General features: G+C 68.2%; 22 protein-coding genes and 1 pseudogene. 5 read left to right on the top strand and 18 right to left on the bottom strand.

What is annotated here, in order from left to right; genetic code table 11:
* Positions 1-7 precede the first annotated feature (7 nt).
* The 16 genes and pseudogenes from VFB33_03375 to VFB33_03300 form a co-directional block, all read right to left on the bottom strand.
* A pseudogene (locus tag VFB33_03375) lies at positions 8-310 on the bottom strand (ArsC/Spx/MgsR family protein).
* A 188-nt stretch (positions 311-498) separates the two neighbouring features.
* The gene (locus tag VFB33_03370; GenBank protein HZO80711.1) at positions 499-1,161 is read right to left on the bottom strand and encodes a hypothetical protein; all 663 of its coding nucleotides are present in this window, start codon (positions 1,159-1,161) and stop codon (positions 499-501) included.
* Positions 1,162-1,196: 35 nt separating this feature from the next.
* Positions 1,197-1,928, bottom strand: coding sequence for a competence/damage-inducible protein A (locus tag VFB33_03365; GenBank protein ID HZO80710.1), 732 nt, complete (start codon positions 1,926-1,928; stop codon positions 1,197-1,199).
* 122 nt (positions 1,929-2,050) lie between these two features.
* Entirely contained in the window at positions 2,051-3,289 is a 1,239-nt protein-coding gene (locus VFB33_03360) for an RNA polymerase factor sigma-32 (protein ID HZO80709.1), read from the bottom strand.
* Between the two features lie 124 nt (positions 3,290-3,413).
* Positions 3,414-3,611 (bottom strand): DNA-directed RNA polymerase subunit omega, encoded by a 198-nt coding sequence (gene rpoZ, locus VFB33_03355; GenBank protein HZO80708.1) that lies wholly within the window; start codon positions 3,609-3,611, stop codon positions 3,414-3,416.
* 73 nt (positions 3,612-3,684) lie between these two features.
* On the bottom strand, positions 3,685-4,458 hold the full coding sequence (locus VFB33_03350) for a rhodanese-like domain-containing protein (GenBank protein HZO80707.1): 774 nt from the start codon (positions 4,456-4,458) through the stop codon (positions 3,685-3,687).
* A 7-nt stretch (positions 4,459-4,465) separates the two neighbouring features.
* The gene (locus VFB33_03345; protein ID HZO80706.1) at positions 4,466-4,999 is read right to left on the bottom strand and encodes an OsmC family protein; all 534 of its coding nucleotides are present in this window, start codon (positions 4,997-4,999) and stop codon (positions 4,466-4,468) included.
* Positions 5,000-5,043: 44 nt separating this feature from the next.
* Entirely contained in the window at positions 5,044-6,207 is a 1,164-nt protein-coding gene (locus VFB33_03340; GenBank protein HZO80705.1) for a cobalamin-independent methionine synthase II family protein, read from the bottom strand.
* A 102-nt stretch (positions 6,208-6,309) separates the two neighbouring features.
* Entirely contained in the window at positions 6,310-7,425 is a 1,116-nt protein-coding gene (locus VFB33_03335; protein ID HZO80704.1) for an ABC transporter ATP-binding protein, read from the bottom strand.
* Positions 7,422-8,246: an ABC transporter permease subunit gene (locus VFB33_03330; protein HZO80703.1), complete on the bottom strand. Its 825-nt coding sequence runs from the start codon at positions 8,244-8,246 to the stop codon at positions 7,422-7,424. Before VFB33_03330 ends, VFB33_03335 begins: the two co-directional genes overlap by 4 nt.
* Positions 8,247-8,283: 37 nt before the next feature.
* Positions 8,284-9,114, bottom strand: a complete 831-nt coding sequence (locus tag VFB33_03325; GenBank protein HZO80702.1) for a sugar ABC transporter permease — start codon at positions 9,112-9,114, stop codon at positions 8,284-8,286.
* A gap of 70 nt (positions 9,115-9,184) precedes the next feature.
* Positions 9,185-10,360, bottom strand: a complete 1,176-nt coding sequence (locus tag VFB33_03320; GenBank protein HZO80701.1) for an extracellular solute-binding protein — start codon at positions 10,358-10,360, stop codon at positions 9,185-9,187.
* A gap of 70 nt (positions 10,361-10,430) precedes the next feature.
* The gene (gene otsB, locus VFB33_03315) at positions 10,431-11,210 is read right to left on the bottom strand and encodes a trehalose-phosphatase (protein HZO80700.1); all 780 of its coding nucleotides are present in this window, start codon (positions 11,208-11,210) and stop codon (positions 10,431-10,433) included.
* A gap of 22 nt (positions 11,211-11,232) precedes the next feature.
* Positions 11,233-12,732, bottom strand: a complete 1,500-nt coding sequence (locus tag VFB33_03310; protein HZO80699.1) for a trehalose-6-phosphate synthase — start codon at positions 12,730-12,732, stop codon at positions 11,233-11,235.
* A gap of 254 nt (positions 12,733-12,986) precedes the next feature.
* Complete coding sequence (locus VFB33_03305) at positions 12,987-13,628, bottom strand: peroxiredoxin (GenBank protein ID HZO80698.1); 642 nt, start codon at positions 13,626-13,628, stop codon at positions 12,987-12,989.
* A gap of 210 nt (positions 13,629-13,838) precedes the next feature.
* Positions 13,839-15,356 carry a mercuric reductase gene (locus VFB33_03300; protein ID HZO80697.1) on the bottom strand — a complete coding sequence of 506 codons (1,518 nt, stop codon included), beginning with the start codon at positions 15,354-15,356 and terminating at the stop codon, positions 13,839-13,841.
* Between the two features lie 147 nt (positions 15,357-15,503).
* Here VFB33_03300 and VFB33_03295 point away from each other — a divergent pair, with 147 nt between their 5' ends.
* Positions 15,504-15,770, top strand: a complete 267-nt coding sequence (locus VFB33_03295; GenBank protein ID HZO80696.1) for a hypothetical protein — start codon at positions 15,504-15,506, stop codon at positions 15,768-15,770.
* A 24-nt stretch (positions 15,771-15,794) separates the two neighbouring features.
* Complete coding sequence (locus tag VFB33_03290; protein ID HZO80695.1) at positions 15,795-16,631, top strand: hypothetical protein; 837 nt, start codon at positions 15,795-15,797, stop codon at positions 16,629-16,631.
* 156 nt (positions 16,632-16,787) lie between these two features.
* Here VFB33_03290 and VFB33_03285 read toward each other — a convergent pair whose 3' ends face one another.
* Positions 16,788-17,129, bottom strand: coding sequence for an antibiotic biosynthesis monooxygenase (locus VFB33_03285; GenBank protein HZO80694.1), 342 nt, complete (start codon positions 17,127-17,129; stop codon positions 16,788-16,790).
* Positions 17,130-17,142: 13 nt separating this feature from the next.
* A complete protein-coding gene (locus VFB33_03280; protein HZO80693.1) occupies positions 17,143-18,300 on the bottom strand; it encodes an acyl-CoA dehydrogenase family protein in 1,158 nt (385 codons plus the stop codon).
* Between the two features lie 142 nt (positions 18,301-18,442).
* On the opposite strand from VFB33_03280, the gene VFB33_03275 reads away from it, so the two are divergent.
* The 3 genes from VFB33_03275 to VFB33_03265 all read left to right on the top strand — a co-directional run bounded on the left by VFB33_03275 (position 18,443) and on the right by VFB33_03265 (position 20,402).
* The gene (locus VFB33_03275) at positions 18,443-19,048 is read left to right on the top strand and encodes a glutathione S-transferase family protein (protein HZO80692.1); all 606 of its coding nucleotides are present in this window, start codon (positions 18,443-18,445) and stop codon (positions 19,046-19,048) included.
* A gap of 76 nt (positions 19,049-19,124) precedes the next feature.
* Positions 19,125-19,505, top strand: a complete 381-nt coding sequence (locus VFB33_03270) for a nuclear transport factor 2 family protein (GenBank protein HZO80691.1) — start codon at positions 19,125-19,127, stop codon at positions 19,503-19,505.
* 279 nt (positions 19,506-19,784) lie between these two features.
* On the top strand, positions 19,785-20,402 hold the full coding sequence (locus VFB33_03265; GenBank protein HZO80690.1) for a hypothetical protein: 618 nt from the start codon (positions 19,785-19,787) through the stop codon (positions 20,400-20,402).
* Positions 20,403-20,412: the final 10 nt, after the last annotated feature.

The raw sequence follows: 20,412 nt of genomic DNA, 5'->3' as shown, positions 1-20,412 counted from the left end.
TCGATCTTTAAGCCAACAGCGAGCGCAGCCGCTCGCGATCGAAGCCAGCAACAATCTCGCCGCCCGCGACCACGAGCGGACGCTTGATCAAATTCGGCTCTTTGGCCATCAGCGCCAGCGCCTGCGTCGCGGTCAGCGTCTTGCCGGCGAGCTTCATCGCCTTGAACGCCGGGCTCTTGGGATTGAGGAAGTCGCGCGGATCGCGCCCCTTGAACAGCTCCTTGAGCTCGGCGGCACTCAGCGGCTGCTTGGCGTAGTCGCGCTCGTCGAGTTCGACCTTCAATTCGTCGCGCAAGAAACCTCTTGCGTTGCGGCAGGTGGTTCAGGTCGATTTCCAGAGAAAGCGTGCCTTTTTCATCCGGGTTGCCCCCGCCCTCGTATCAGAGACGCCTTTTCGCGCCGCCGAGGCCGGCCGAACTCGACGCTCGGGCGCGCGGCCGACGCGCCTTCATCGCCAAACCTCCGCGACGCGCCCGCTCCCGAGCGCTGTCCGCGCCTTTACTCGATCGTGGTCGCCGGCAGCGGCGGAGCACTTGCGCCCGCGCCGACCGGACCACTGCCGCTATCCGCAGGCTGCGGCTTCGCGGATGTCGCAGCACCGAGGCCAGTCGTCGTACCGGTACCGCTGATCGCGGCGCCGCCCACGCTCGCGCTGGTCACCGGCGGCGGATTAGCTGCCAGCGTGGTTGCCGACGGCGCGGCCGACGCCGTGCGAGGCGCTGCCGCCGAAGCTCCGCCGCTCGCGCCAGGCGCCTGCTGGCCGGGTATCGGCGCGGTAGAGGTCGGTCCGCTGAAATGGATCGGCGTCTGCCCCGCGACCATGTCCGGCGTCAGCACATAATCGCCGCCCAGCGAGCTGCGCCAGATCGTGTCAGCGGTCTGCGTGTTACCGCCGGTCAGCAGGTAGCTCGCTCCGCCGGTGATTCCGCCGAGCACGCCGTAAACCACCTTGGCCGGCACATAGAACAAATTGCCGACCACGGTACCGGCGCCGATCCCGACGCCTTGCCAGTTGACGCCGCCCTGGGCGGGCTGCGGCACTTGGGGCTGGTTCGGGTTGGACGCCGGCGCCGCCGACGTTCCGCCCGGGCTCTGAGCCATTACCGGCAACGCGATCACAAGCGCCCCCAGCACTGCCAACAAGCCTGTCACTTTTCGCATCTCACTACCTCCTCCCCCCAGACAGAATGAAAAGCCTATTCGGTCCTCACCACCACATCCCTCGGCAGAAGACTCATCAGATGCGCAAAGGCCCGCTCCAGGTAGTCGCGGTCCTTCGATTCCAGCGTCAGTTTCACCCGGTAGGCGGGGTCGCCGAGCCTCGGATATGAGCCGAGCAGAAGATTGGGGTATTGCGCAAGACACTCATTGAGGCAGCCTGCGATCGCGCCCTCGCGCGCGGAAGTGTAAATCGTGCGGATGTAGTACGGGTCGGTCGCGAAGCGCCCGAGCAGCGCGGAGAGCTTGGCTTCGAAGAGCTGCGGGATGCCGGGCAGGATGTAGATGTTTTCCACCTGCACGGTGGGAAAGCGGATGTCGCCGCCGGCGTGGAGCACCGCGCCCTCGGGCACCACCGCCATCTTGCGGCCGGCGGCGTCGAGGCGATCGGAGAAGTGCTCGCGGATGAGGCGCTCGAGCTCGGGATGAACGGCGAGCTTGCGTCCGAAAGCCGCCGCCACGCCTTCCATCGTCACGTCGTCGTGAGTCGGGCCAACGCCGCCCGAGGTCAGCACGACGTCGAAGCGGCGCGCGCAGGTGGCGACCTCCTCGGCGATCGCGGCGACGTCGTCGGGGATAACCGCGATCCGGTTGAGCGCGACCCCGACGCGGCGCAGCTGGCGCGCGGCAAAGTAGGCGTTGGAGTCCTGCACCTTGCCGGAGAGGACCTCATTGCCCACCACCACCAGCGCGCATGTTCGCTCTTGCATAAGGCCCGGCAGACCTATGCCGCCCACCCCACGCGCATTATCGCAGCACGCGCACGCGCTGGGCAACGGGGTGCCCCGCGCGCGCGCACAATCTTCGGAGGCGCACGGCGGCGGCGGCGGCGTCAGCCGCCGGCGTGCTCGATATCGGAGGCCTGCGCCTTGATAAAGTCCTTGAGCCGACGCTTGAGCCGCGACTCGATCTGGCGCACCCGCTCGCGGCTGATCCCGAAGCGGCCGCCGACTTCCTGCAGCGTGGGCGGCTCCTCCGAGAGCAGGCGGCTGCGAAAAATTTCGAGCTCCTTGTCCTTGAGCGTGGCGGCGAACTGCTCGATCTTCTCGCGCGCGAAGTTGCGCCATTCGTCCTCGGCCGCCGCCTCTTCGGGGTTGTGTGCGGTGTCGGGCAGGACGTCGAGCAGGCGCGCGTCCTCGTCGTCGCGTACGGGCTGATCGAGTGAGACCTCGCTTTGCGCCATCCGCTCCTGCATCTCGCGCACCTCGCTCTCCTTGACCCCGATGCGCTGCGCGAGCAGCCGCGGCTGCGGCGCAAAGCCCTCGGCCTCGAGCCGCTCGGTTTCCTTGCGCAGGTTGAAGAAGAGCTTGCGCTGGGCCTGGGTGGTGCCGATCTTGACCAGCCGCCAGTTGTTGATGAGGTAGCGGTAGATGTAGGCGCGCACCCACCATACCGCGTAGGACGGAAAGCGGATTCCGCGGTAGGGGTCGAAGTTGCGCACCGCCTCCATCAGGCCGACGTTGCCCTCCTGGATAAGGTCGAGCAGGTTGCGCGAGGCGTGGGCGAACTCGCCGGCGATCTTGACCACCAAGCGCAGGTTGGAGGTGACCAGGGTGTAGGCGTCGGCGGGGTCGTGATGCCGGTAATAGCGCTTGGCGACCTCGAACTCCTCCTCGCGGCTGAGCAGGGGGAAGCGGCGAATTTCGGCCAGATAGCGGCTGAGCGGATCGAAGGGGACCAGCGCGCCGCGTTCCTCGCCCTCGGCGCGCTGCTCGCTGACCTCCTCGCCCGCGCCCGACCCTTCGCCGAGTTCCTCGGCGCGCGCGAAGCCGTCGGGGAGATCGCCGACCCCGGCGATATCCGGCATCGAAGTCTGCGTCTCGCTCGTACCGTGCTCGAGGCCGGCCCCCTCTTGCTCCGCACCGACTTCGGGTGCGGCGGCATGCGCGGCGCTGGCCTCGTTGGCTGCTACGTCGGGGATCAGTTCGGCGCTGTCGTCGGGCACCATCTCGGCTTCGACCGGGATCGGCTCGCGCCGCTTGCGGGCGGTCGAGGTGCGATGGCGAGCGGGAGGAAGAACCTCGGGCCCGCGGTCAGCCTTGCGCCTGCGGGTATCTGCTTTGCGCGCCAAATAATTCTCCGGACATCCGCCGGCGCGGCCGCTCGCGGCTCATCTGTCCCGACGATCCGCGCGGGAGTGGCCCACGAGCCGCTGGCCCCGAGGGCGCTCGGGGCTGATCCCTGGGAGCCCGGCCTCAGGCGCCTTCGGGCCGTTTCAGATCAACCTTGCCGGCTGCGATCTCACGCAGAGCGGTGACGACTTCCTTGTTGTCGGTCTCCACCAGCGGGCGCGCACCCTTGAGCAGTTGCTTGGCGCGCTTGGCGGCGCCCAGCACCAGCTCAAAGCGGTTCGGAATCTTCTCCAGACAATCTTCGACCGTGACTCGTGCCATCGCTAATGATCTTCCGGTGGGAGAAGCGGTTTGTCAACGCGCCCGCCGCCGCGACGGCGGCGGGCCGAGCGGACTATCTTTCGACGGCCATCCCGGCCCGCGCCCACTCTGCAAACGAGCCGTCATAGAGCCGGACCTCGTAGCCGAGCTGGCTGAGCGCGAGATAGCCGAGCGCGGCGCGCGGCCCGCTGCGGCAGTACGCGATCACTTTCTGCCCGCGTCCGATTCCGGCCGCCGCAACCTGCCGCTCGAGCTCCTCGCGCGAAGCGAGCAGGCGGTCGCCCGTGCCGTTGAGTTCGCGCCAGACCAGATTGACCGCGTGCGGGATATGGCCCGGGCGGCCGTCGAGGTCGCGCTCGCCGTTGAACTCCTCGGCCGAGCGAAAGTCCACCAGCCGTTCGCTCGCGTTGGCGCGGACCTCGTCGAGCGTCGCGCGGATACGCGGATTCGGAGACGGCACGAAACGGCGCGGCGTGGCGTCGACCGGGCGGTAGACGACCTCGCGCCCCTCGGACTTCCATCGCTCGAAGAAGACGTCGAGCAGATAGACCTCGGGCACGCCCAGGTACTCGAGGATCCAGGCGACCATCGCCGCGTTCTGCCCCTGCGGCGAGTCGTAGAGCAGGGGCGCCGCGCCGTCGCCGATGCCGCCCGCGCCAAGCCACGCGCCGAGCACCGCCGGGTCGAGCAGCCTGCCATCGTCGCCGAAGGCACGGTAGGCGGGCAGGTTGACCGCGCCTGGCAGATGGCCCGAGAGATACTTCATCGGCCGGCGCGGATCGACGAGCACGAAGGCGGAGGAGCCGAGGCGCTCGGCGACCCGCTGCGGGCCGACCAGCTTGACCATAGCGGCGTCAGACCTTCTCGAACTCGGTGATGATCTCCGTCGGGCGCGCGATCGTCTGGGTGACCGGCGAACCCTCGACCGCCAGCCGCCACAGCTCACGCAGCGTCTTCTCGTCGGCGTCGGCGCGCACGAAGAGCTTGGCCTTGACCGACGGATAGCCGGGGTTGCCGGTCTGGCTATGGCCGGCCCACTTCAGGATGTTGTCGAAGTTGCCTTCGAGCGCGACCTCGAGGTCGTGGATACGCACGCCGCGCTTGGTCGCGTTGAGCACGAAGCCGACCGTAAGGCAGCTCCCCATCGCCGAGAGCAGCTGCTCGTGGGCGCTGGCGGCGGCGTCTGTAGCGTCGAGCCCCTCGGGCTCGTCCATCTCGACCACGTGTTTGCGCATGTAGGCCTTGGCGCGGAAACCGCCCTGCCAGACCACGCGCGCCTTCCACGGGCCGGTGACCGCTTTGAGCGTGGCCGGGTCGTCGCGCATCGCGCACAGGATCTGGTCGATCTTGTCGGGGTGCAGGCCATTGAGGGTCTTTTCGTCAGCCATGATTGAGCCTCCTTACCACGGGTCGCGCGCCCGCGGCGGCGTGATCACGCGTACTCCCTGCGCAAAATTTCGGCCGCCCGCGCGATCGCTTGCAGCTTGCGGTAAGCGACCGGTGCGGTATTGACGCAACGCTCGGCAAAGGTGCCGAAGCCGCAGTCGGGATTGAGGTAGATCTTGTCGGGGTCGAAGTAGCGCAGGACCTCCTTGACCCGGCGCACGATCTGCTCGGGCGCTTCGATCTCGTCGGTGCGCGGATTGCTCACACCCAGACCGAGCTCCTTCTCGTTGCGGTACTCCTTGAAGACCTCGATTTCGCCGGCGCGCGGGGTCGCCATCTCGAGCACCAGCTGATGGACGTTCATGCGCATCAGCCACGGCAGCAGCGGCCCGTAGTTACCCTGGAGCAGGACGCTCTCCTTGCGGCTCCAGTTGCCGCGGCAGACGTGGACGCCGAAGTGCACGCCCTCGATTCCGTCCACCGTCTCGTTCATCAGGCGCACGGCGAACTCCAGCTCGTTGGTCGGGTCGCTGCGCGAGCCGAGCGCGGCGCACATGAAGGTCTGCTCGGCCTCGTCGCCGTACACCACCTGCGAAAGCGAGGGTTCGTCGAGCTGAATGAAATCGATGCCGAGCTCCTTGAGCCGCACGATCTCGCGGCGCAGGATTTTCACCACGTCGCGCGCGAGGTCCTCGCGCCGCGGATAGGCCTTGTCGGAGAGCCCCTCGAACCAGCTCGAGCGCGTAAGCAGGTAGGGACCGGGCAGCGGGACCTTGGTCGCGCGGCTGGTGTGCTCCTTGAGGAACCTGGCCTCGTCCACCGCCAGGCCGTCGCGCTCGCTTATCTTCTCAATCGCGATCGGGCTCTTGATCGCGAAGGCGGGAACGTCGAGCGCGCGCAGGATCTCCTCGAAGCCGGCGCGATCCTTGACGTAGTCGAGCAGCTCGGAGAGCTTCATCAGCTTCATCCCGCCAAGCTTGTCGACCACGAAGGAATAGAAGTTGTCGCGCCGCACCTCGCCATCGGCGACGATATCGACGCCGGCGTCCTCCTGGTATTTGATCGCGGCGAGCACGGCGTCGTCGGCGATCTGGTCGAACTCGGCGGCGGACAGTTCGCCGGCCTGGCGTTGGCGCAGCGCACGCACCAGCCAGTCGGGCCGTGACCACGAACCGACCACGGTCAGCGGAAAAAGCTTGGGTTGGGCCATTCGTAAAGGCGTCCTCAAGGGAATCAATGTCGCCGCTACTCTTGCAGCGCCCGTCAATTTACGCAAGGCCGGTTCTTGAGGGCGGACACGCAGGCACGTGTACTATTCCAGGCGGCGGCCGGAGGCGGGGTCGAAGAAATGCAGCCGCGCGCGGCGCATCGCGAGCATAACCGGCGTCGTCGGCTCGAGCCGCTCGGCGCTTTCGGCCTTGAGGCTCAAGCTCGCGCCGACCCGCACCGTAACCAGGTAGCGGGCACCCACGAACTCGGCATCCTCGACCTCGCCCGGGATCTCGACCGCGTCGGCGGCGCAAGCCGGGGACTTGTGCGGGCTGCTCACGCTCACCGACAGGTCGCTGGGCCGCATGCCGAGCGTGACGTCGCTATCGACCGCCGACGGCGGTTGCACGGCGACGCGCGCATCGCCGAGCATCAGCGCCTCGCGCTTGGGCGCGAGTGCCACGCGCACCAGGTTCATCGCCGGTTCGCCGACAAAGCGGGCAACGAATTCGGTCTGCGGACGATCGTAAACCTCCGCGGGCGTGCCGACCTGTTCGATCCGCCCGGCGCGCATCACCGCGAGCCGGTCGGCAAGCGTGAGCGCGTCGGTCTGGTCGTGGGTGACGTAGAGGAAGGTGCGGCCGGTGCGGCGATGGAACTCCTTCAGCTCGACGCGCAGGCTCTGGCGTAGCTGCGGGTCGAGGCTGGAGAGCGGTTCGTCCATCAGGACCACGCGCGGCTCGCGCACCAACGCGCGGGCGAGCGCGACGCGCTGGCGCTCGCCGCCTGAGAGCTCGTGCGGGCGGCGGCCGAGGTCGAGATCCAGCCCTGCCATTTTGGCAGCCGCGCCGACGCGCCGCGCGATCTCTCCGCTCCCCATTCGGCGCAGCCGCAGCGGAAAGGCGATATTGTCAAAGGCGCTCAGGTGCGGGTAGAGCGCGAAATTCTGGAACACCATCGCGACCTCTCCGCGCCCGCCGGCGCCGTCGCCGAGCGCGCGCCCGCCCAGTTCGATCGCGCCGCTTTGCGGCGTGTCGAGCCCGGCGACCAGCCTGAGCAGCGTACTCTTGCCGCATCCGGACGGCCCGAGCAGGACGAAGAATTCGCCGGCGGCAATTTCAAGGTCGATCGCGTCGAGCCCGCCGCCGGAGGCGAAGCGACGGCGGACCCCGCGCAGGCGCAGCACGGGCGCCGCGGCCGCTTCGCGCGTGGCGCTCACCGCAGCCCCCCCGCGGCCATCGCGCCGCGCAGCATCGGGCCGAGCGCGATCACCAGGCACACCGCCGGAACCATCATCAGCAGCGCAAGCGCGCTCGCCGCGCCGACGTCGCCGAAGACCATGTAGTAGTAGAGCAGGGGCGGAAGCGTGCGATGGGTCACCTGGATCAACAGCGCGTAGCCGAACTCGTCCCAGCTCAGGATGAACGCCATCACGAAGGCGCCGGCGAGCGCGCCGCGCGCCTGCGGCAGATCGATCAGCACAAAGACGCGCGCGGGCGAGGCGCCGTCGAGCCACGCCGCCTCCTCGACCTCGCGCGGCAGCGCGGCGAAGGCCGGATAGACCATCAGCGCCGCCACCGGCAGCGCGAGCGCGCTATGGACCAGCGCAAGGCCGAGCCCGCTTGGCGAGTCGTACAGCCCGACACGCCCCATCCCGATTGCGAGCGGAATCGCGACCGCGATCATTGGCAGCAGGCGCGCCGCCGTCAGCGCGCCGAAGCCGGCCGCGCGTCCCGCCCCCGAGCGCGCCATCGCGTAGCCGAGCATCGCCCCGAGCGCGGTTGCGAGCGCGGCGCTCAGCAGGGCAATGCCGAGACTCAGCAGGATCGCGCCGCGCAGTTCGGGCAGCGCGAAAACGGCGTGCAGATGGGTGCCGACGATCCGATGGGGCAGCCACAGCGGCGGCCAGGCGAAGCTCTCGCGCTCGGGCGTGATCGCCTGCTTAAGCAGCAGGTAGAGCGGAAGCGCGGCGCCGAGCACGATCGCCGCGGCGATCGCCGCGCGCACCGCCGCCCATCCCGCGCCCGCCCGCCGATTCATTGCGCGGCCCCTCCGCCGCCCACACATCGATACGCGTTCACGCCGCCACTCCAGAGGCGCCGAAGCGCCGGCCCAGCGCGATTCCCGCCAGCCCCATCAGTGTCACCATCGCCGCCAGCATCATCGCCGCCGCCATCGCGACGCGCGGCTCCTGCGAGTCGCTCCACAACAGATACGCGTAGGTCGAGAGCACCGGTGTGCCTTCGGCGCCGGTCAGCACCAGGGTGGTCGAGAAGATGCGCAGCGCATCGACCCCGCGCAGCACCAGCGCGCCGACCAGCGCCGGAGTCAGCAGCGGCAGCGTGACGTGGCGGAACGTCTGGAGCGCGCCCGCGCCGTCGAGCGCGGCAGCCTCGTAAAGCTCGGGCGGGATCGTCTGGAGGCCGGCGAGCAGAATCAGCATCACGACCGGCGTGACGTGCCAAGCATCGACCGCCATCACGACCAGCGACGCGAGCGCGCTTCCCGGCCGCAGCCATCCGAGCGGCGCGCCGCCCGCCGCGAGGAGGGCGCCGTTGAGGTAGCCGCGCGGGATAAAGATGTAGCGGGCGATCGCGAGCAGGACGATCTCGGGAATCGCGAACGGCAGAATCGCCGCGACCTCGACTGCCGCCGGCGGCTTGCGCCGTGCGCCAAGGTAGAGCGCAAGCCCGAGCGCCAGCGCAAATTCGATCGCGAGGCTGCCGAGCGGAATCGCCAGGTTGCCGAGCAGCGCGCGCCAGAACATCCGGTCGCCGAGCAGCGCGCGGTAGTTGCCGAGCGACAGGCGGCCGCCGACGTCGAACGAGAGCACGGCGCCGCTTACCGCCGGCAGCACCAGGAAAATCGCCATGAAGAGCGCCGGCACGGCGATGAACACGGCTCTCATCGTGCGGCCGGCGCGATTCATCGGTTCGTCCCGGGTTGCGATCCTCCGACCGCGCTTTGCAGGCGTGCGCTCATCGCGCGGCGCATCCGCCGGCAAACGTTTCCTGCACGGTGCCGCCGGCGGCGGCGATGGCCAGCGCGGCGGACGGCGAGTCGCCGTCGAAGAGCAGGGCGCGGAGCGCGCGCTGCCATCGGTTACTCAGAGCCGTATAGCATCGGATCGCCGGCCGCGCGCGCACGTACGGGCGCATCGCGGCGAACCCCGCGTACAGCGCGGCCTCGGCGCTTTGCGCGGGTGGCGCAACCGAACCGTACCATCCGAGGTCGGCGCTGAGCCGCCGCTGCGTGCCGGCCGTCAGGAGATACCTGATGAATTCGGCGGCGAGCTCCGGATGGGAGGCCGAGCGCGGAATCGCCAGGTAGCCGCCGCCGAGCGGCGTGGCGCGCCGCCCGTCGGGCCCGGCCGGCAGCGGCGCGCTCAGATCCTCGCCGGGCGCGAGCCCCTTGGAGGCCAGGTAGCCGATCGCAAACGGCCAGTTGAAATGGATCCAGACCGCGCCGCGCGCCTGCGCTTCGAGCACCGACATTTCGCGGAACACGGCCGACTCCGGGTTGAGATACGGCGCAAGGGTGCTGAGAAACCCGAAGGCTTCGCGCGCGCCCGGCGCGCGCGGATCGAGCGCGTCGCCGCCGGCGGCCCATACAAACGGCATCACGTCGCACACCGCGCCCTCGTAGCGTGCCGCCTTGAGCGCGAGCTTGCCCGGATGAGCGTGGGCGAAACGCGCGAGCTCGTCCCAGGTCGCCGGCGGACGGCGCACCTCGCGCCGGTTGTAGATCATTGCCTCCCACATCAGGCGATGCGGCACGAAATAGAGACGGCCGCCGTGAGTCGCGGCGTCCCACGCGACGGCGGGAAACAGCGCGCGCGCCGACCGCGGCACGATCGCGTCCAGCGGGCGCACGGCGTAGCGCGCCTCGCCCAGCATCGCCAGGTCGAGCTCGACGAGGTCGAGCGCGCCGCCGCGCGGGGTGCCCGCCGACGCACGTAGGACGTCGAGGAGATCGCCGTAGCTCTGAGCAATAAGGTTGACGCGCGCGCCCGAAGCGGCCTCGAATGGGCGCACGAAGCGACGGTAATTCGCGGCCTCGTTGGGAAACAGCGCCAGCGCGACGTTGAGCTGGCGCGCCGGCGCGCGCCCGCGCTCACATCCCGTACCGACCAGCGCGAGTATCAGCGCCGCCAACGCAAAGCTCCGGCTGGCAGGACAGTTTCCGCCCATCAGACGTTGCGACGCGGCCATCGCGGCGACCCGTTCAGGCCAATGACCCGCCGGCGGCCGCGCGGTCGAGCGCCGCGGCAAGACCGATGACCAGGCGGGCGACGTCGGCCGGCGCGTCCACGCGCCAAGGCGCGCGCGTCGGGCGCGGCTGGCCAACCATCACCGCCACACCGCGCTCGCCGAGCTCGGCGAAGGCGTCCTCGTCAGTGCGGTCGTCGCCGAAGTAAACCGGCACAAAGGCGGGGCCGGCCGCGGCGCTCAGCGCGCGCAGCGCGGCACCCTTGGAGGCGGCCCGGGGCAGCGCTTCAAGCACCATCTTGTTGTGCGCGGCGCGAAGACTCGGCGTCTCAGCGCGCACCAACTGCTCCAGCCGCGCGCACAGCGCCGCCGCCGCGACGGGGTCGGCGTTGCGGTAATGGAGCGCGACCGAAAGCCGCTTGTCCTCGACCTCGAAGCCGGCGGCGGGGTCGGCGTTGCGGCGCAAAAAGTCACGCACCCGGTCTATCTCGACGGCGCACTGCGCGGCCTCGGCCGGCACGCGCACAACGGCGTCGCGTCCGGCGATCTCCAGCCCGTGCACGCCGGCGAACATCACCTCGTCGCCCAGCCCGGTCATCCGGCGCAACTCGGCGATCGGCCGCCCGCTTACGATCGCGGGGGCGACGCGCTCAGGATGGCGCGCCAGCGCGCGTAGCGCGTCGACCACACCCGCGATCGGACGGGCAAGCGCAGGGCGGCTTACGATTTCGGCGATCGTGCCGTCGTAATCGAGGCAGAGCAGGAGCGGAGCACGGCGCGCGAGCTCTTCGAGCATCGCCGCCGGCAGCCGCGCGGGTCTATCCTCCGGCGGAGGCCTGTGCGGCAAGGGTCCGCTCGGGCAGCAGGGTGTCAAGGAAGCGCTCCGACCAACGCTCGAGGTTGTTGCGATGGATGTGGGCGCGCAGCTTGCGCAGGCGCGCGGCGCGCTCGTCGGGGCCCATCTCGAAGGCCTGCCTGAGCCGCGCGGCGATCGCGTCGACGTCGTAGGGGTTGACCAGCAGCGCGTCGGTCAGCTCGTCGGCCGCGCCCGCAAACTCGCTCAGGATGAGCACGCCGTCATCGGCGAGGTGAGAGGCGACGTATTCCTTGGCGACCAGGTTCATCCCGTCGCGCAGCGGCGTCAGCAGCGCGACGTCGGCGGCCTGGTAGTAGGCGACCAGCTCCTCGGCGCCGAACTGGGTGTAAAGATAACGGATCGGGACCCAACCCTCGGAGGAGAAGCGCCCGATGACCCGGCCGACCAGCTCGTCGAGCTGGCGTTTGAGCATCGCGTAGTCGGCGACCTTGGTGCGCGAGGGGACCGCTATCAGCACCAGCGTGACTCGGCGATGGAAGCCCGGATTGGTTTCAAGGAACCGCTCGAAGCCGAGCAAGCGCTCCAGGATGCCCTTGGTGTAATCGAGCCGATCGACGCCGAGCACGACGTGCGGCGTGCGCACGGCGCGGCGGATGCGCCGGGTGAGCTCGCGCACGCGCGGGGTTTGCGCGAGCTTGGCGAAGTAGTCGGCCGGAATCCCGAGTGGAAAGATGCCGACCCGCACGATGCCGCGCGCAGTCGCCACCTCGCCGCTGCTGCGGTCGACGCGCAGACCGAGGATGCGTTCGCAGCAGTTGAGAAACTGGATCGCGTAGGGCCGGGTATGGAAACCGATCAGGTCAGCGCCCAGCATCCCTTCGAGCATCTCCGCGCGCCAGGGGAAGACGCGGAAGAGCTGCTCGGGCGGAAACGGCACGTGCCAGAACAGCCCGATCGGGACCCGCGGGCGCAGCGCGCGGAAGCGCTGGGGCACCAGCGCGAGATGGAAATCCTGCACCCACAAGACGTTGTCGTCGGCGGCCTCGGCTGCGGCCAGCTCGGCGAACCTGCGGTTGACCGCCTCGTAACAGCGCCATTGCGCCGCGTCGAAGTGGCAGTTGGCGGTCATGAAGTGCATCAGTGGCCACAGCCCGCGATTGCACATTCCGTAGTAGTAGTGCGAAATGTCGCGCTCGCTAAGCGGGCAGAACACGATCTGGAAGCGCGGCACGCTGCTGCCCGGCGGCATCATCAGCCGCTCGGGCGCCTTCTTGCTTCCCGACCACGCAATCCACAGCCCGCCCTGACGCTCGAGCAGGCGCAGAAAGGTGGTCCCGACGCCGCCGACGGTTGGCTCGATCCGCTGCCGGGAGCCCTCGCGCACGATCCGGATCGGCGCGCGGTTGGACATCACGATGAGCCGGCGGCCATCGCGACGCAGCGAGCCGTTGGCGATGGCCGGAGTTGCGAGGGGCAATCTCTGCGGACCGTTGTGCTCCATCGGGTCCCCGCGATGCGCTCAAGCGCTGCTAAGCCCCCGAGTGCTGAAACGCAAATGCGAATGAACGGCAGTAAGGCCACTCTAACGCCGGGCTTGTATAAAGGGCAAGCGCGGCCGGCGCACGCGCGCAAAAGGACGCCAAAGGACAGGGCGGCGCATAATCCGACTCTCCGTGGCGCACCGCAACGCCACACGCGAAGGGCGCCGCGCACACTGCACGGCGTCTCGCGCGTGGCAATTGAAGGGGGCTGCTTTTATTTGTGCGGCGGCTGCGGGGTCATCCGCAGATACGGCCGCAGTTCGCGGTAGCCCTTGGGGAACTTTTCCTTGAGCACCTTGGGATCGGTGAGCGAGGGCACGATCACGCACTCGTCGCCCTGCTTCCAGTCCACCGGCGTCGCCACCGAGTACTTGTCGGTGAGCTGGAGCGAGTCGATCACACGCAGGATCTCGTTGAAGTTGCGCCCGGTGCTCGCCGGATAAGTGATCGACAGCCGGACCTTCTTGTTGGGGTCGATGATGAACACCGAACGCACGGTGAGCGTATCGTTGGCCTCCGGATGGATCATGTCATACAGCTTCGAGACCTTGCGATCGGCGTCGCCCAGAATCGGGTAATTCAGCTTGGTGTGCTGGGTCTCCTCAATGTCCTTGACCCAGCCCCTGTGCGAGTTTACGTCGTCCACGCTGAGCGCGATCACCTTGCAGTCGCGCTTGTCGAATTCCGACTTGAGCTTCGCCACCTGGCCAAGCTCGGTCGTGCACACGGGCGTGAAGTCCTTGGGATGGGAGAACAGCACGGCCCAGTGATTGCCAATCCATTCATGAAAATGAATCGTGCCCTCGGTTGACTCCTGAGTGAAATCCGGAGCCACGCTTCCAAGATGTACTGCCATTTTTCCCTACCTCGCTCCGATGTGGAGTTGGAACCAACTGTCCTCGACGGTCTGCCCCGCGCCAAAAAGAGCACCCCGTGAAGCTCTGCGCCTCAGAATCTAACTCCGATGCCTTAATCTGTCATCCATTCGGCTCTTCCCGATTTATGATAAATCGAGCTTGATAAGTTCTATTTAATACCAGCCCCCTGGGAAGGATGCAAATGCCCGCTAGCGACGCCAAGCGAAGTAGCGCGCGAGCAGCCGCTTGCGCGGCGCAGTCAGCCGCGAGCGGTTGTAAGCGTCGGCGATCTTTTTGATCGCTTCGGCCTGGGTGGGGTACGGATGGATCATCTCGGCGATTGTGCCGAGCCCGATCCGCGCCTGGATAGCCATCGTCAATTCGCCGATCATCTCGCCGGCGTGGCGCGCGACCAGCGTCGCGCCGACAATCCGGTCGCTGCCCTCGGCCACATGCACCTTGACGAATCCCTCGGTCTCGCCGTCGAGCACGGCGCGATCCACCGCACCCATCTCATGCTTGAAGGTTCGAATCGCGACCCCGCGCGACGCCGCGTCCGCCTCGCTCAACCCTACGTGCGCGATTTCCGGGTCAGTATACGTGCACCACGGCACGACCAGTCGGCTGGCGCGCGCGTGGCCGAAAAACAGCGCGTTGCGCAGCACGATCCGGGCGTGAGCGTCCGCCAGATGGGTGAACTGGAGCGCCGAACACACGTCGCCCGCCGCGTAGATGCGCGGGTTGGTGGTACGCAGATAGTCGTCAACCCTGATTCCGAGTTTGCGATCGTATTCGACGCCGGCCCGCTCGAGCCCGAGGCCCTCGACATTGGGTGCCCGCCCGGCGGTGACCAGGATTTCGTCCACTTCGATCTCGCGCGCCGCGCCGCGATACTCGAAGCACACCGAGCGACTGGCGGCGCCACGCACGACGCCTGTCACCTTGCACCCTGTTAGCACCTCGATGCCTTCTCCGACGAGCACGCGCTCAACGATCGCAGCCGCGTCGCGGTCTTCGCGCGGCAGTATCTGGTCCAGCGCTTCGAGCATCCAGACTTCGGCGCCGAAGCGGCGAAACGCTTGCGCCAGCTCGCATCCGATCGGCCCTGCGCCGATTACCGCGAGCCGCCGCGGCATCTCGGTCAGCGAGAAGACCGTTTCGTTGGTCAGGAATCCAGCCTCGGCCAGCCCCGGGATCGGCGGCGCCGCCGCACGCGCGCCGGTCGCGACGAGCGCGCGCGCAAAGCGCAGCCGCGCCTTGCCGACCTCGACTTCGTCGGCGCCGATAAAGCGAGCTTCGCCCAGGAAGACATCGACGCCGAGTTGCCTGAAGCGCGCGGCCGAATCGTTGCGGCTAAGCTCGGCGCGCAGCCGGCGCATCCGCCCCATCACAACGCCGAACTCGGCGCGCGCCGGCTGCGCCGCGAGCCCGCAGCCCGCCGCCCGGTTCACCTCGGCACTCGCGCGCGCCGCGCGAATCAGCGCCTTCGAGGGGACGCATCCGAAGTTCAGGCAGTCGCCGCCCATCAGCCCGCGCTCGACCAGCGCGACGCGCGCGCCGAGTCCCGCCGCGCCCGCCGCCGCGACCAATCCCGCCGTGCCCGCGCCAACCACGACCAGGTTGTAACGCGCCGCCGGTTCCGGATTGACCCATCCGGCGGGACGGACGTTGGCGAGCAGCGAAAGGTTGTGCTCGTCCAGTGGTGCAAGAACCGCTGCTTCCGCCATCGCACGCTCCCCTTCGCGGACCATCTCGGGCGCTCGGCCGCGCCTGGCAGCATTATCCATGTCGGCGCGCTATCGTGTAGGTTCTCACACCAGCCGGGCGGCGCGGCCGTTCCCGCGCCGCGCCCGCCAAAGGAGGTAACGCCGTCGATGAGCCGTTACCAGATGGACAAGTTCCTGCGCGACGTGAATCGCGACCAGACGCTGGCGCGCCGATGGCGCGAGGGTGCGGCGGAGGTGTTCGACGGCTACGCGCTGAGCGCCGAGGAACGCGCGGCGCTGGCGCGATGGGAGGTGCGGCGGCTGTACGAGATGGGCGCCAATCCGCTGCTCCTGCTGCTCTCGTCGATGGCGGCGGGAAAGAGCATGCGCGGCTACATCGCGGCGCTGCGCGGCGAGGCGCAATCGAGGGCCTGAAACGGGAGCGCAAGGAGGCACGTCATGGCTGAGATCGTCGCAGGAGTTGCTTGCTCGCACGTGCCGTTTCTCGCGATGCATCCGGGGTTCGAGTACGCCGAGGAGGGCCAGCGCAATCGCGTAACCGCCGGCTTCGCGCGCGCCCGCGAGCTCCTCGAGGCCGCGCGCCCCGACGCGATCGTCATCTTCTCCACCGACCATTTTGACCGCTGCTTCTTCGACAACCTGCCGGCCTTCCTGGTCGGCGTCGGCGACGAGGCCGCCGGTCCCGCGACGCCTACGCTGCCGATCCCGCGGGCGCGCGTCGCGGTCGCCGGCGCGCTCGGCCGCTTCGTCGTGAGCGAAGGGATGGAAGGCGGCGTGGATTTCGCGCTCTCCGAGGAGCTCGCGCTCGACCACGCCGAAATCGTGCCGCTGAGCTTTCTGACTCCGCGATGGGACGTGCCGATCGTGCCGATCGTGGTCAATGCGTTCGCGGCGCCGATGCCGTCGCTGAGGCGTTGCCACGACGTCGGCGCGTTCGTCGCCGGATGCGTGGCGCGCTTCGCCCAGCCGTGGCGTGTCGCAGTGGTCGGCACCGGCGGACTGTCGCACTGGGTGGGGCCGCCCGAGACCGGCAAGATCAACGCCGAGTTCGACCGATGGTTTCTCGAGCGTTTGGCCCGGCGCGAGGTCGAGCAGGTGTTCGCGAAGTATCCGCGCAACGAGCTCGAGCGCGTCGCCGGCAACGGCGGCAATGAAGTGCGCGACTGGCTGGCGGTGGCGGGTGCGATGCCGCCCGGGATGCGCGCCGAGGTGCTCGCCTACGAGCCGGTTGCGCAGTGGGCAACCGGCACCGGTGTGATGGCGTGGTCGGCATGACCTGAGCCGCCGAGGGCACGCACTTGCTGAGGTCAGCTTCTCGCGCTTGTTGTGGGGGAGGCGGCCGCCAGCCGTCGCGGCCGGCGGGTGAGGGTCGGCCCCGTCGTCCGACGCGACCCGCGCGATGCTGAATTTGCCGGGCCGCGCGCAATCCGCTCACTGGGCGCGCTTGAAGCTGTACTGATGGAGCGGCTGACAAATGCTCACGTCGTACTCGGCATAGAACAACTCGCGGCCGCGCTCCTGGGCCTTGCGATGCTCGGGATGGTCGCGCCATGCGGCGAGCGCCTCGAGCGACGCCCATTCAGTGATCCCCAGCGTCTCGCCCTTGTTATGCCACTCGCGAATCGAGACGAACCCGGGCATCCCCGAGGTGAGCTCCATCAGGCGCTGAGCCGTAGCGTTGTATTCCTCGCGCTCGGCCGCCGTCAGATCCTCGCGCATGCGAAAACGGAAGACGACCATCACGCGGCCGCGCGGCTGCTTTTCCTGAGTCATCGTCTTCTTCCCTTTACTCGCGCGACTCCAGCCCCATCCGGCGCGCGATTATCACTTTCATGATCTCATTGGTGCCGGCGTAGATCGTCTGCACCGCGGCGTCGGCGTAGTCGGTCGCCACCGGGAACTCCAGCATGAAGCCGTAGCCGCCGTGCAGTTGCAGGCACTGGCTGGCAACCCGCTTGAGCAGCTCGGTGGTCCACCATTTCGCCATGCTGACCTCGGTGACGACCTCGTCGCCGCGCACGTGGGCGGCAAGCAGGCGGTCAACGAAGGCCTGGCCAACCTCGACCTCGGTCATCATCTCGGCGAGCTTGAACTGCGTGTTCTGGAAGGCCGCAATCGGCTTGCCGAAGGCCTTGCGCTGGCGGGTGTAGGCGACGGTGTCCTCCAGGCAGCGTCGCGCGCTGGTGAGCGCTCCGACCGCGCATACCAGGCGCTCCTGCTGGAGCTTTTCCATCAGCATCTTGAAACCCGCGCCCTCGCGCCCGAGCAAATTGGCAGCCGGCACACGGCAATCGTCGAAGAACAACTCGCTGGTGTCCTGTCCGCGCAGCCCGAGCTTGTCCAGCTTGCGCCCGCGCACGAAGCCTGGGGTGTCGCGCTCGACCACGATCAGGCTGACACCGCGATGGGCCGGCACCGCCTTGGGATCGGTCTTGACCACCACCACCACGAGGTCGGCGATCTGGCCGTTGGAGATGAACATCTTGGAGCCGTTGATAACGTAGCTATCACCGTCGCGCCGCGCGGTGGTCGCGACCGCAGCGAGGTCGGAGCCGGTGCCCGGCTCGGTCATCGCGACCGCCAGGATAAGCTCGCCGCGGACCGCGCCCGGCACCCAGCGGCGCTTCTGCTCCTCGCTGCCATAGGTCACGAGGTAGGGCAGGATGATGTCCGAGTGCAGGCCCATCATCAGGCCGTGCGCGCGCGCCCACGCCAGCTCCTCGATCACGATCGCGTCATAGAGGAAGTCCGCGCCGGCGCCGCCGTACTCGGCGGGCACGTTGGCGCCCAGAAAGCCCGCCGCCCCCATCTTGCGCCAGCTCTCGCGGTCGCTCATCCCGACCCGATTCCATTCGGGAATCTTCGGCACCAGCTCGCTTTCGACGAAGCGGCGCACCTGGGTGCGGAACATCTCGTGCTCTTCGGTGAAAATGTCGCGTCGCATCTGGGTTCGGGGCCTCGGGGGAATCCTTGCATGGACGCGTCGACGTGCCAAATGGGCGGGCGCAGGCGACGGCGCGGGGTTTGTGCGCGTGCAAGCCGGCGCGCTAAATAGGATCGAACTTTGCGCCGAATCGGAGGCCACGATGCTCAAGCTTTATGGCACGTCGAAATCGCGTTCTGCCCGCTGCCTGTGGGCGCTCGAGGAGTTGGGGCTCAAGTACGAACACGTCCCGACCGAGGTCGCTAAGGCCAAGTCGCCCGACAACCTCAGGCTCAACCCCAACGGCCACATCCCGGTGCTCGAGGAGGATGGGCAAGTCTTCTGGGAGTCGATGGCGATCAACCTCTATCTTGCCTCCAAGTACGGCAAGCCGCCGCTGTGGCCGGCCTCGGCCGAGGACCGCGGCCATGCCTTCCAGTGGAGCTTCTGGGGAATGACCGAGGCCGAGCCGCATCTGGTCACGATCCTGCGCAACCGTATGCTGCTGCCGCCCGAACAGCGCAACGAGCAGGCCGCCCAGCAGGCGGCCGAGGCGATGAAGGCACCGCTGGCGGTGCTCGACGGCGCGCTCAAGGGGCGCGACTACCTGTTAGGCAAGGACTTCACGATCGCCGACCTCAACCTCTCGGCGATCATGAGCTTCGCGATGCTGGCGAAGATCGACATGAGCGGCGTGCCCGCAGTCGGGGCCTGGATGCAAAAGTGCCTCGGGCGCGACGCCTTCAAGAAGGCCCGCAGCCTGCCGTAGATCACGACCATCGGGCGGCGGGGCGCCCGACGTCCCGCCGTCCGTCAGTGCACAGCTCACGATTCGGAGGAGGCCTATGGATCGCAACCAGCTTGTCACGCTCAGCCGCCGCTTCCTCGATGCCTTCAACCGCAACGACCTCGACGCCGTGATGGCGTTCTTCGCCGACGACGCCGTCTATGACGAGTTCAACGGCAAGCGCAACGTCGGCAGGGCCGCGATCCGCGCCGCCTTCGAGCCACAGTTCGCCGGGCGCTGGGGCGCGATGAAGTTCCTCGACGAGGACCTGTTCGCCGATGCCGAGACGGGCAAGGTGATGGCGAGCTGGCGCTGCACGCTGCTGATGAAGGGCGAGCCAACCTTTTGGCGCGGACTCGACCTGCTGCACTTCCGCGGCGACAAGCTGGTGCAGAAACTGACCTACGCCAAGGCCAAATCGCCGCTGTTTGGCGAGTAACGCACATCGATTCCCGCGCGCCGCGGGCTCGGTTCGGTTAGCGTGCGGTGCGAAGCGTGTCGAGGCCCACGGTGGCGAGGCGGATCCGCCGCGCTTGCTGCGCTCTTGCAACGCATGCCCCCGCGCGTCTCATCCGCGCCGTCCTTTTCTGACCCAATCTAATCCCTGCCACGCGCGCGGCATGGCATAGCGCATGCTCGCTGCGCTTTCCACGCCGGCGTCGCTCGCTCGAGCCGGCGCAATCACGCACCGCAGGTGCCTAACTTGGGAGGACAGAGAATGAACGGAGCATGGTCGCGCCATGCGGGGGTACGTCTGTTTGCCGGTTCCCTGGTAGCTTACGCGCTGCTTGCGCTGGCCGCACCGCGCGCCGCTCGCGCCGACGGCGAGCATCACCGGCGACTGAACGTACAGTGGGTCAACCATTTCGACCTGTTGCCGGGAGATCCGTCGGTGACTTCCACCTCCGCGCTCTCGACCAGCTCGGGCGTAGGCAGCGGACTTACGGGGCTCGTCATCACTTCGAGCACGCTTGGCGACACCGATTCGTTCAACGGCAACAAAGTGGTCCAGATGGCGCTTGAGCTGCAGCAGAAGACCACCATCTTCGGCGTCCATCTGTGCTACGAGCTGTCGGATCCGGGTCCGAACGGCAGCTTCATCGATCAGATCCGGCTTGCCCAGGTCCAGGATCCGCCGAGCACTGCGCTGGTGCTGCTCGACGACCCGACGCAGCAGGATGCCAGCGGGCCGACCTGCGTCGATAGCGCCCTCGCTTCACCCCCGATCCAGTCGAAAAACGGCTCGGTGCTGCTGAGCCTGCGCATCCAGACCGGGAACACCGCCGACAAAATTGTCGTGCGCGCGCTCGGATTGCTGGTTAAGCCGCAGGACTGAGCAAACCGGA

Source organism: Candidatus Binataceae bacterium (assembly GCA_035650475.1).
Taxonomy (GTDB): Bacteria; Desulfobacterota; Binatia; order Binatales; family Binataceae; genus JAKAVN01.
This window is presented reverse-complemented; position numbering and strand designations above follow the sequence as displayed.

Bases quoted from the DNA above. Each gene is read 5' to 3' on its own strand.
- VFB33_03370 (HZO80711.1), bottom strand. From the start codon at position 1,161: ATGCGAAAAGTGACAGGCTTGTTGGCAGTGCTGGGGGCGCTTGTGATC.
- VFB33_03365 (HZO80710.1), bottom strand. From the start codon at position 1,928: ATGCAAGAGCGAACATGCGCGCTGGTGGTGGTGGGCAATGAGGTCCTC.
- rpoZ (HZO80708.1), bottom strand. From the start codon at position 3,611: ATGGCACGAGTCACGGTCGAAGATTGTCTGGAGAAGATTCCGAACCGC.
- VFB33_03350 (HZO80707.1), bottom strand. From the start codon at position 4,458: ATGGTCAAGCTGGTCGGCCCGCAGCGGGTCGCCGAGCGCCTCGGCTCC.
- VFB33_03345 (HZO80706.1), bottom strand. From the start codon at position 4,999: ATGGCTGACGAAAAGACCCTCAATGGCCTGCACCCCGACAAGATCGAC.
- VFB33_03340 (HZO80705.1), bottom strand. From the start codon at position 6,207: ATGGCCCAACCCAAGCTTTTTCCGCTGACCGTGGTCGGTTCGTGGTCA.
- VFB33_03330 (HZO80703.1), bottom strand. From the start codon at position 8,246: ATGAATCGGCGGGCGGGCGCGGGATGGGCGGCGGTGCGCGCGGCGATC.
- VFB33_03325 (HZO80702.1), bottom strand. From the start codon at position 9,114: ATGAGAGCCGTGTTCATCGCCGTGCCGGCGCTCTTCATGGCGATTTTC.
- otsB (HZO80700.1), bottom strand. From the start codon at position 11,210: ATGCTCGAAGAGCTCGCGCGCCGTGCTCCGCTCCTGCTCTGCCTCGAT.
- VFB33_03310 (HZO80699.1), bottom strand. From the start codon at position 12,732: ATGGAGCACAACGGTCCGCAGAGATTGCCCCTCGCAACTCCGGCCATC.
- VFB33_03305 (HZO80698.1), bottom strand. From the start codon at position 13,628: ATGGCAGTACATCTTGGAAGCGTGGCTCCGGATTTCACTCAGGAGTCA.
- VFB33_03300 (HZO80697.1), bottom strand. From the start codon at position 15,356: ATGGCGGAAGCAGCGGTTCTTGCACCACTGGACGAGCACAACCTTTCG.
- VFB33_03295 (HZO80696.1), top strand. From the start codon at position 15,504: ATGAGCCGTTACCAGATGGACAAGTTCCTGCGCGACGTGAATCGCGAC.
- VFB33_03290 (HZO80695.1), top strand. From the start codon at position 15,795: ATGGCTGAGATCGTCGCAGGAGTTGCTTGCTCGCACGTGCCGTTTCTC.
- VFB33_03285 (HZO80694.1), bottom strand. From the start codon at position 17,129: ATGACTCAGGAAAAGCAGCCGCGCGGCCGCGTGATGGTCGTCTTCCGT.
- VFB33_03280 (HZO80693.1), bottom strand. From the start codon at position 18,300: ATGCGACGCGACATTTTCACCGAAGAGCACGAGATGTTCCGCACCCAG.
- VFB33_03275 (HZO80692.1), top strand. From the start codon at position 18,443: ATGCTCAAGCTTTATGGCACGTCGAAATCGCGTTCTGCCCGCTGCCTG.
- VFB33_03270 (HZO80691.1), top strand. From the start codon at position 19,125: ATGGATCGCAACCAGCTTGTCACGCTCAGCCGCCGCTTCCTCGATGCC.
- VFB33_03265 (HZO80690.1), top strand. From the start codon at position 19,785: ATGAACGGAGCATGGTCGCGCCATGCGGGGGTACGTCTGTTTGCCGGT.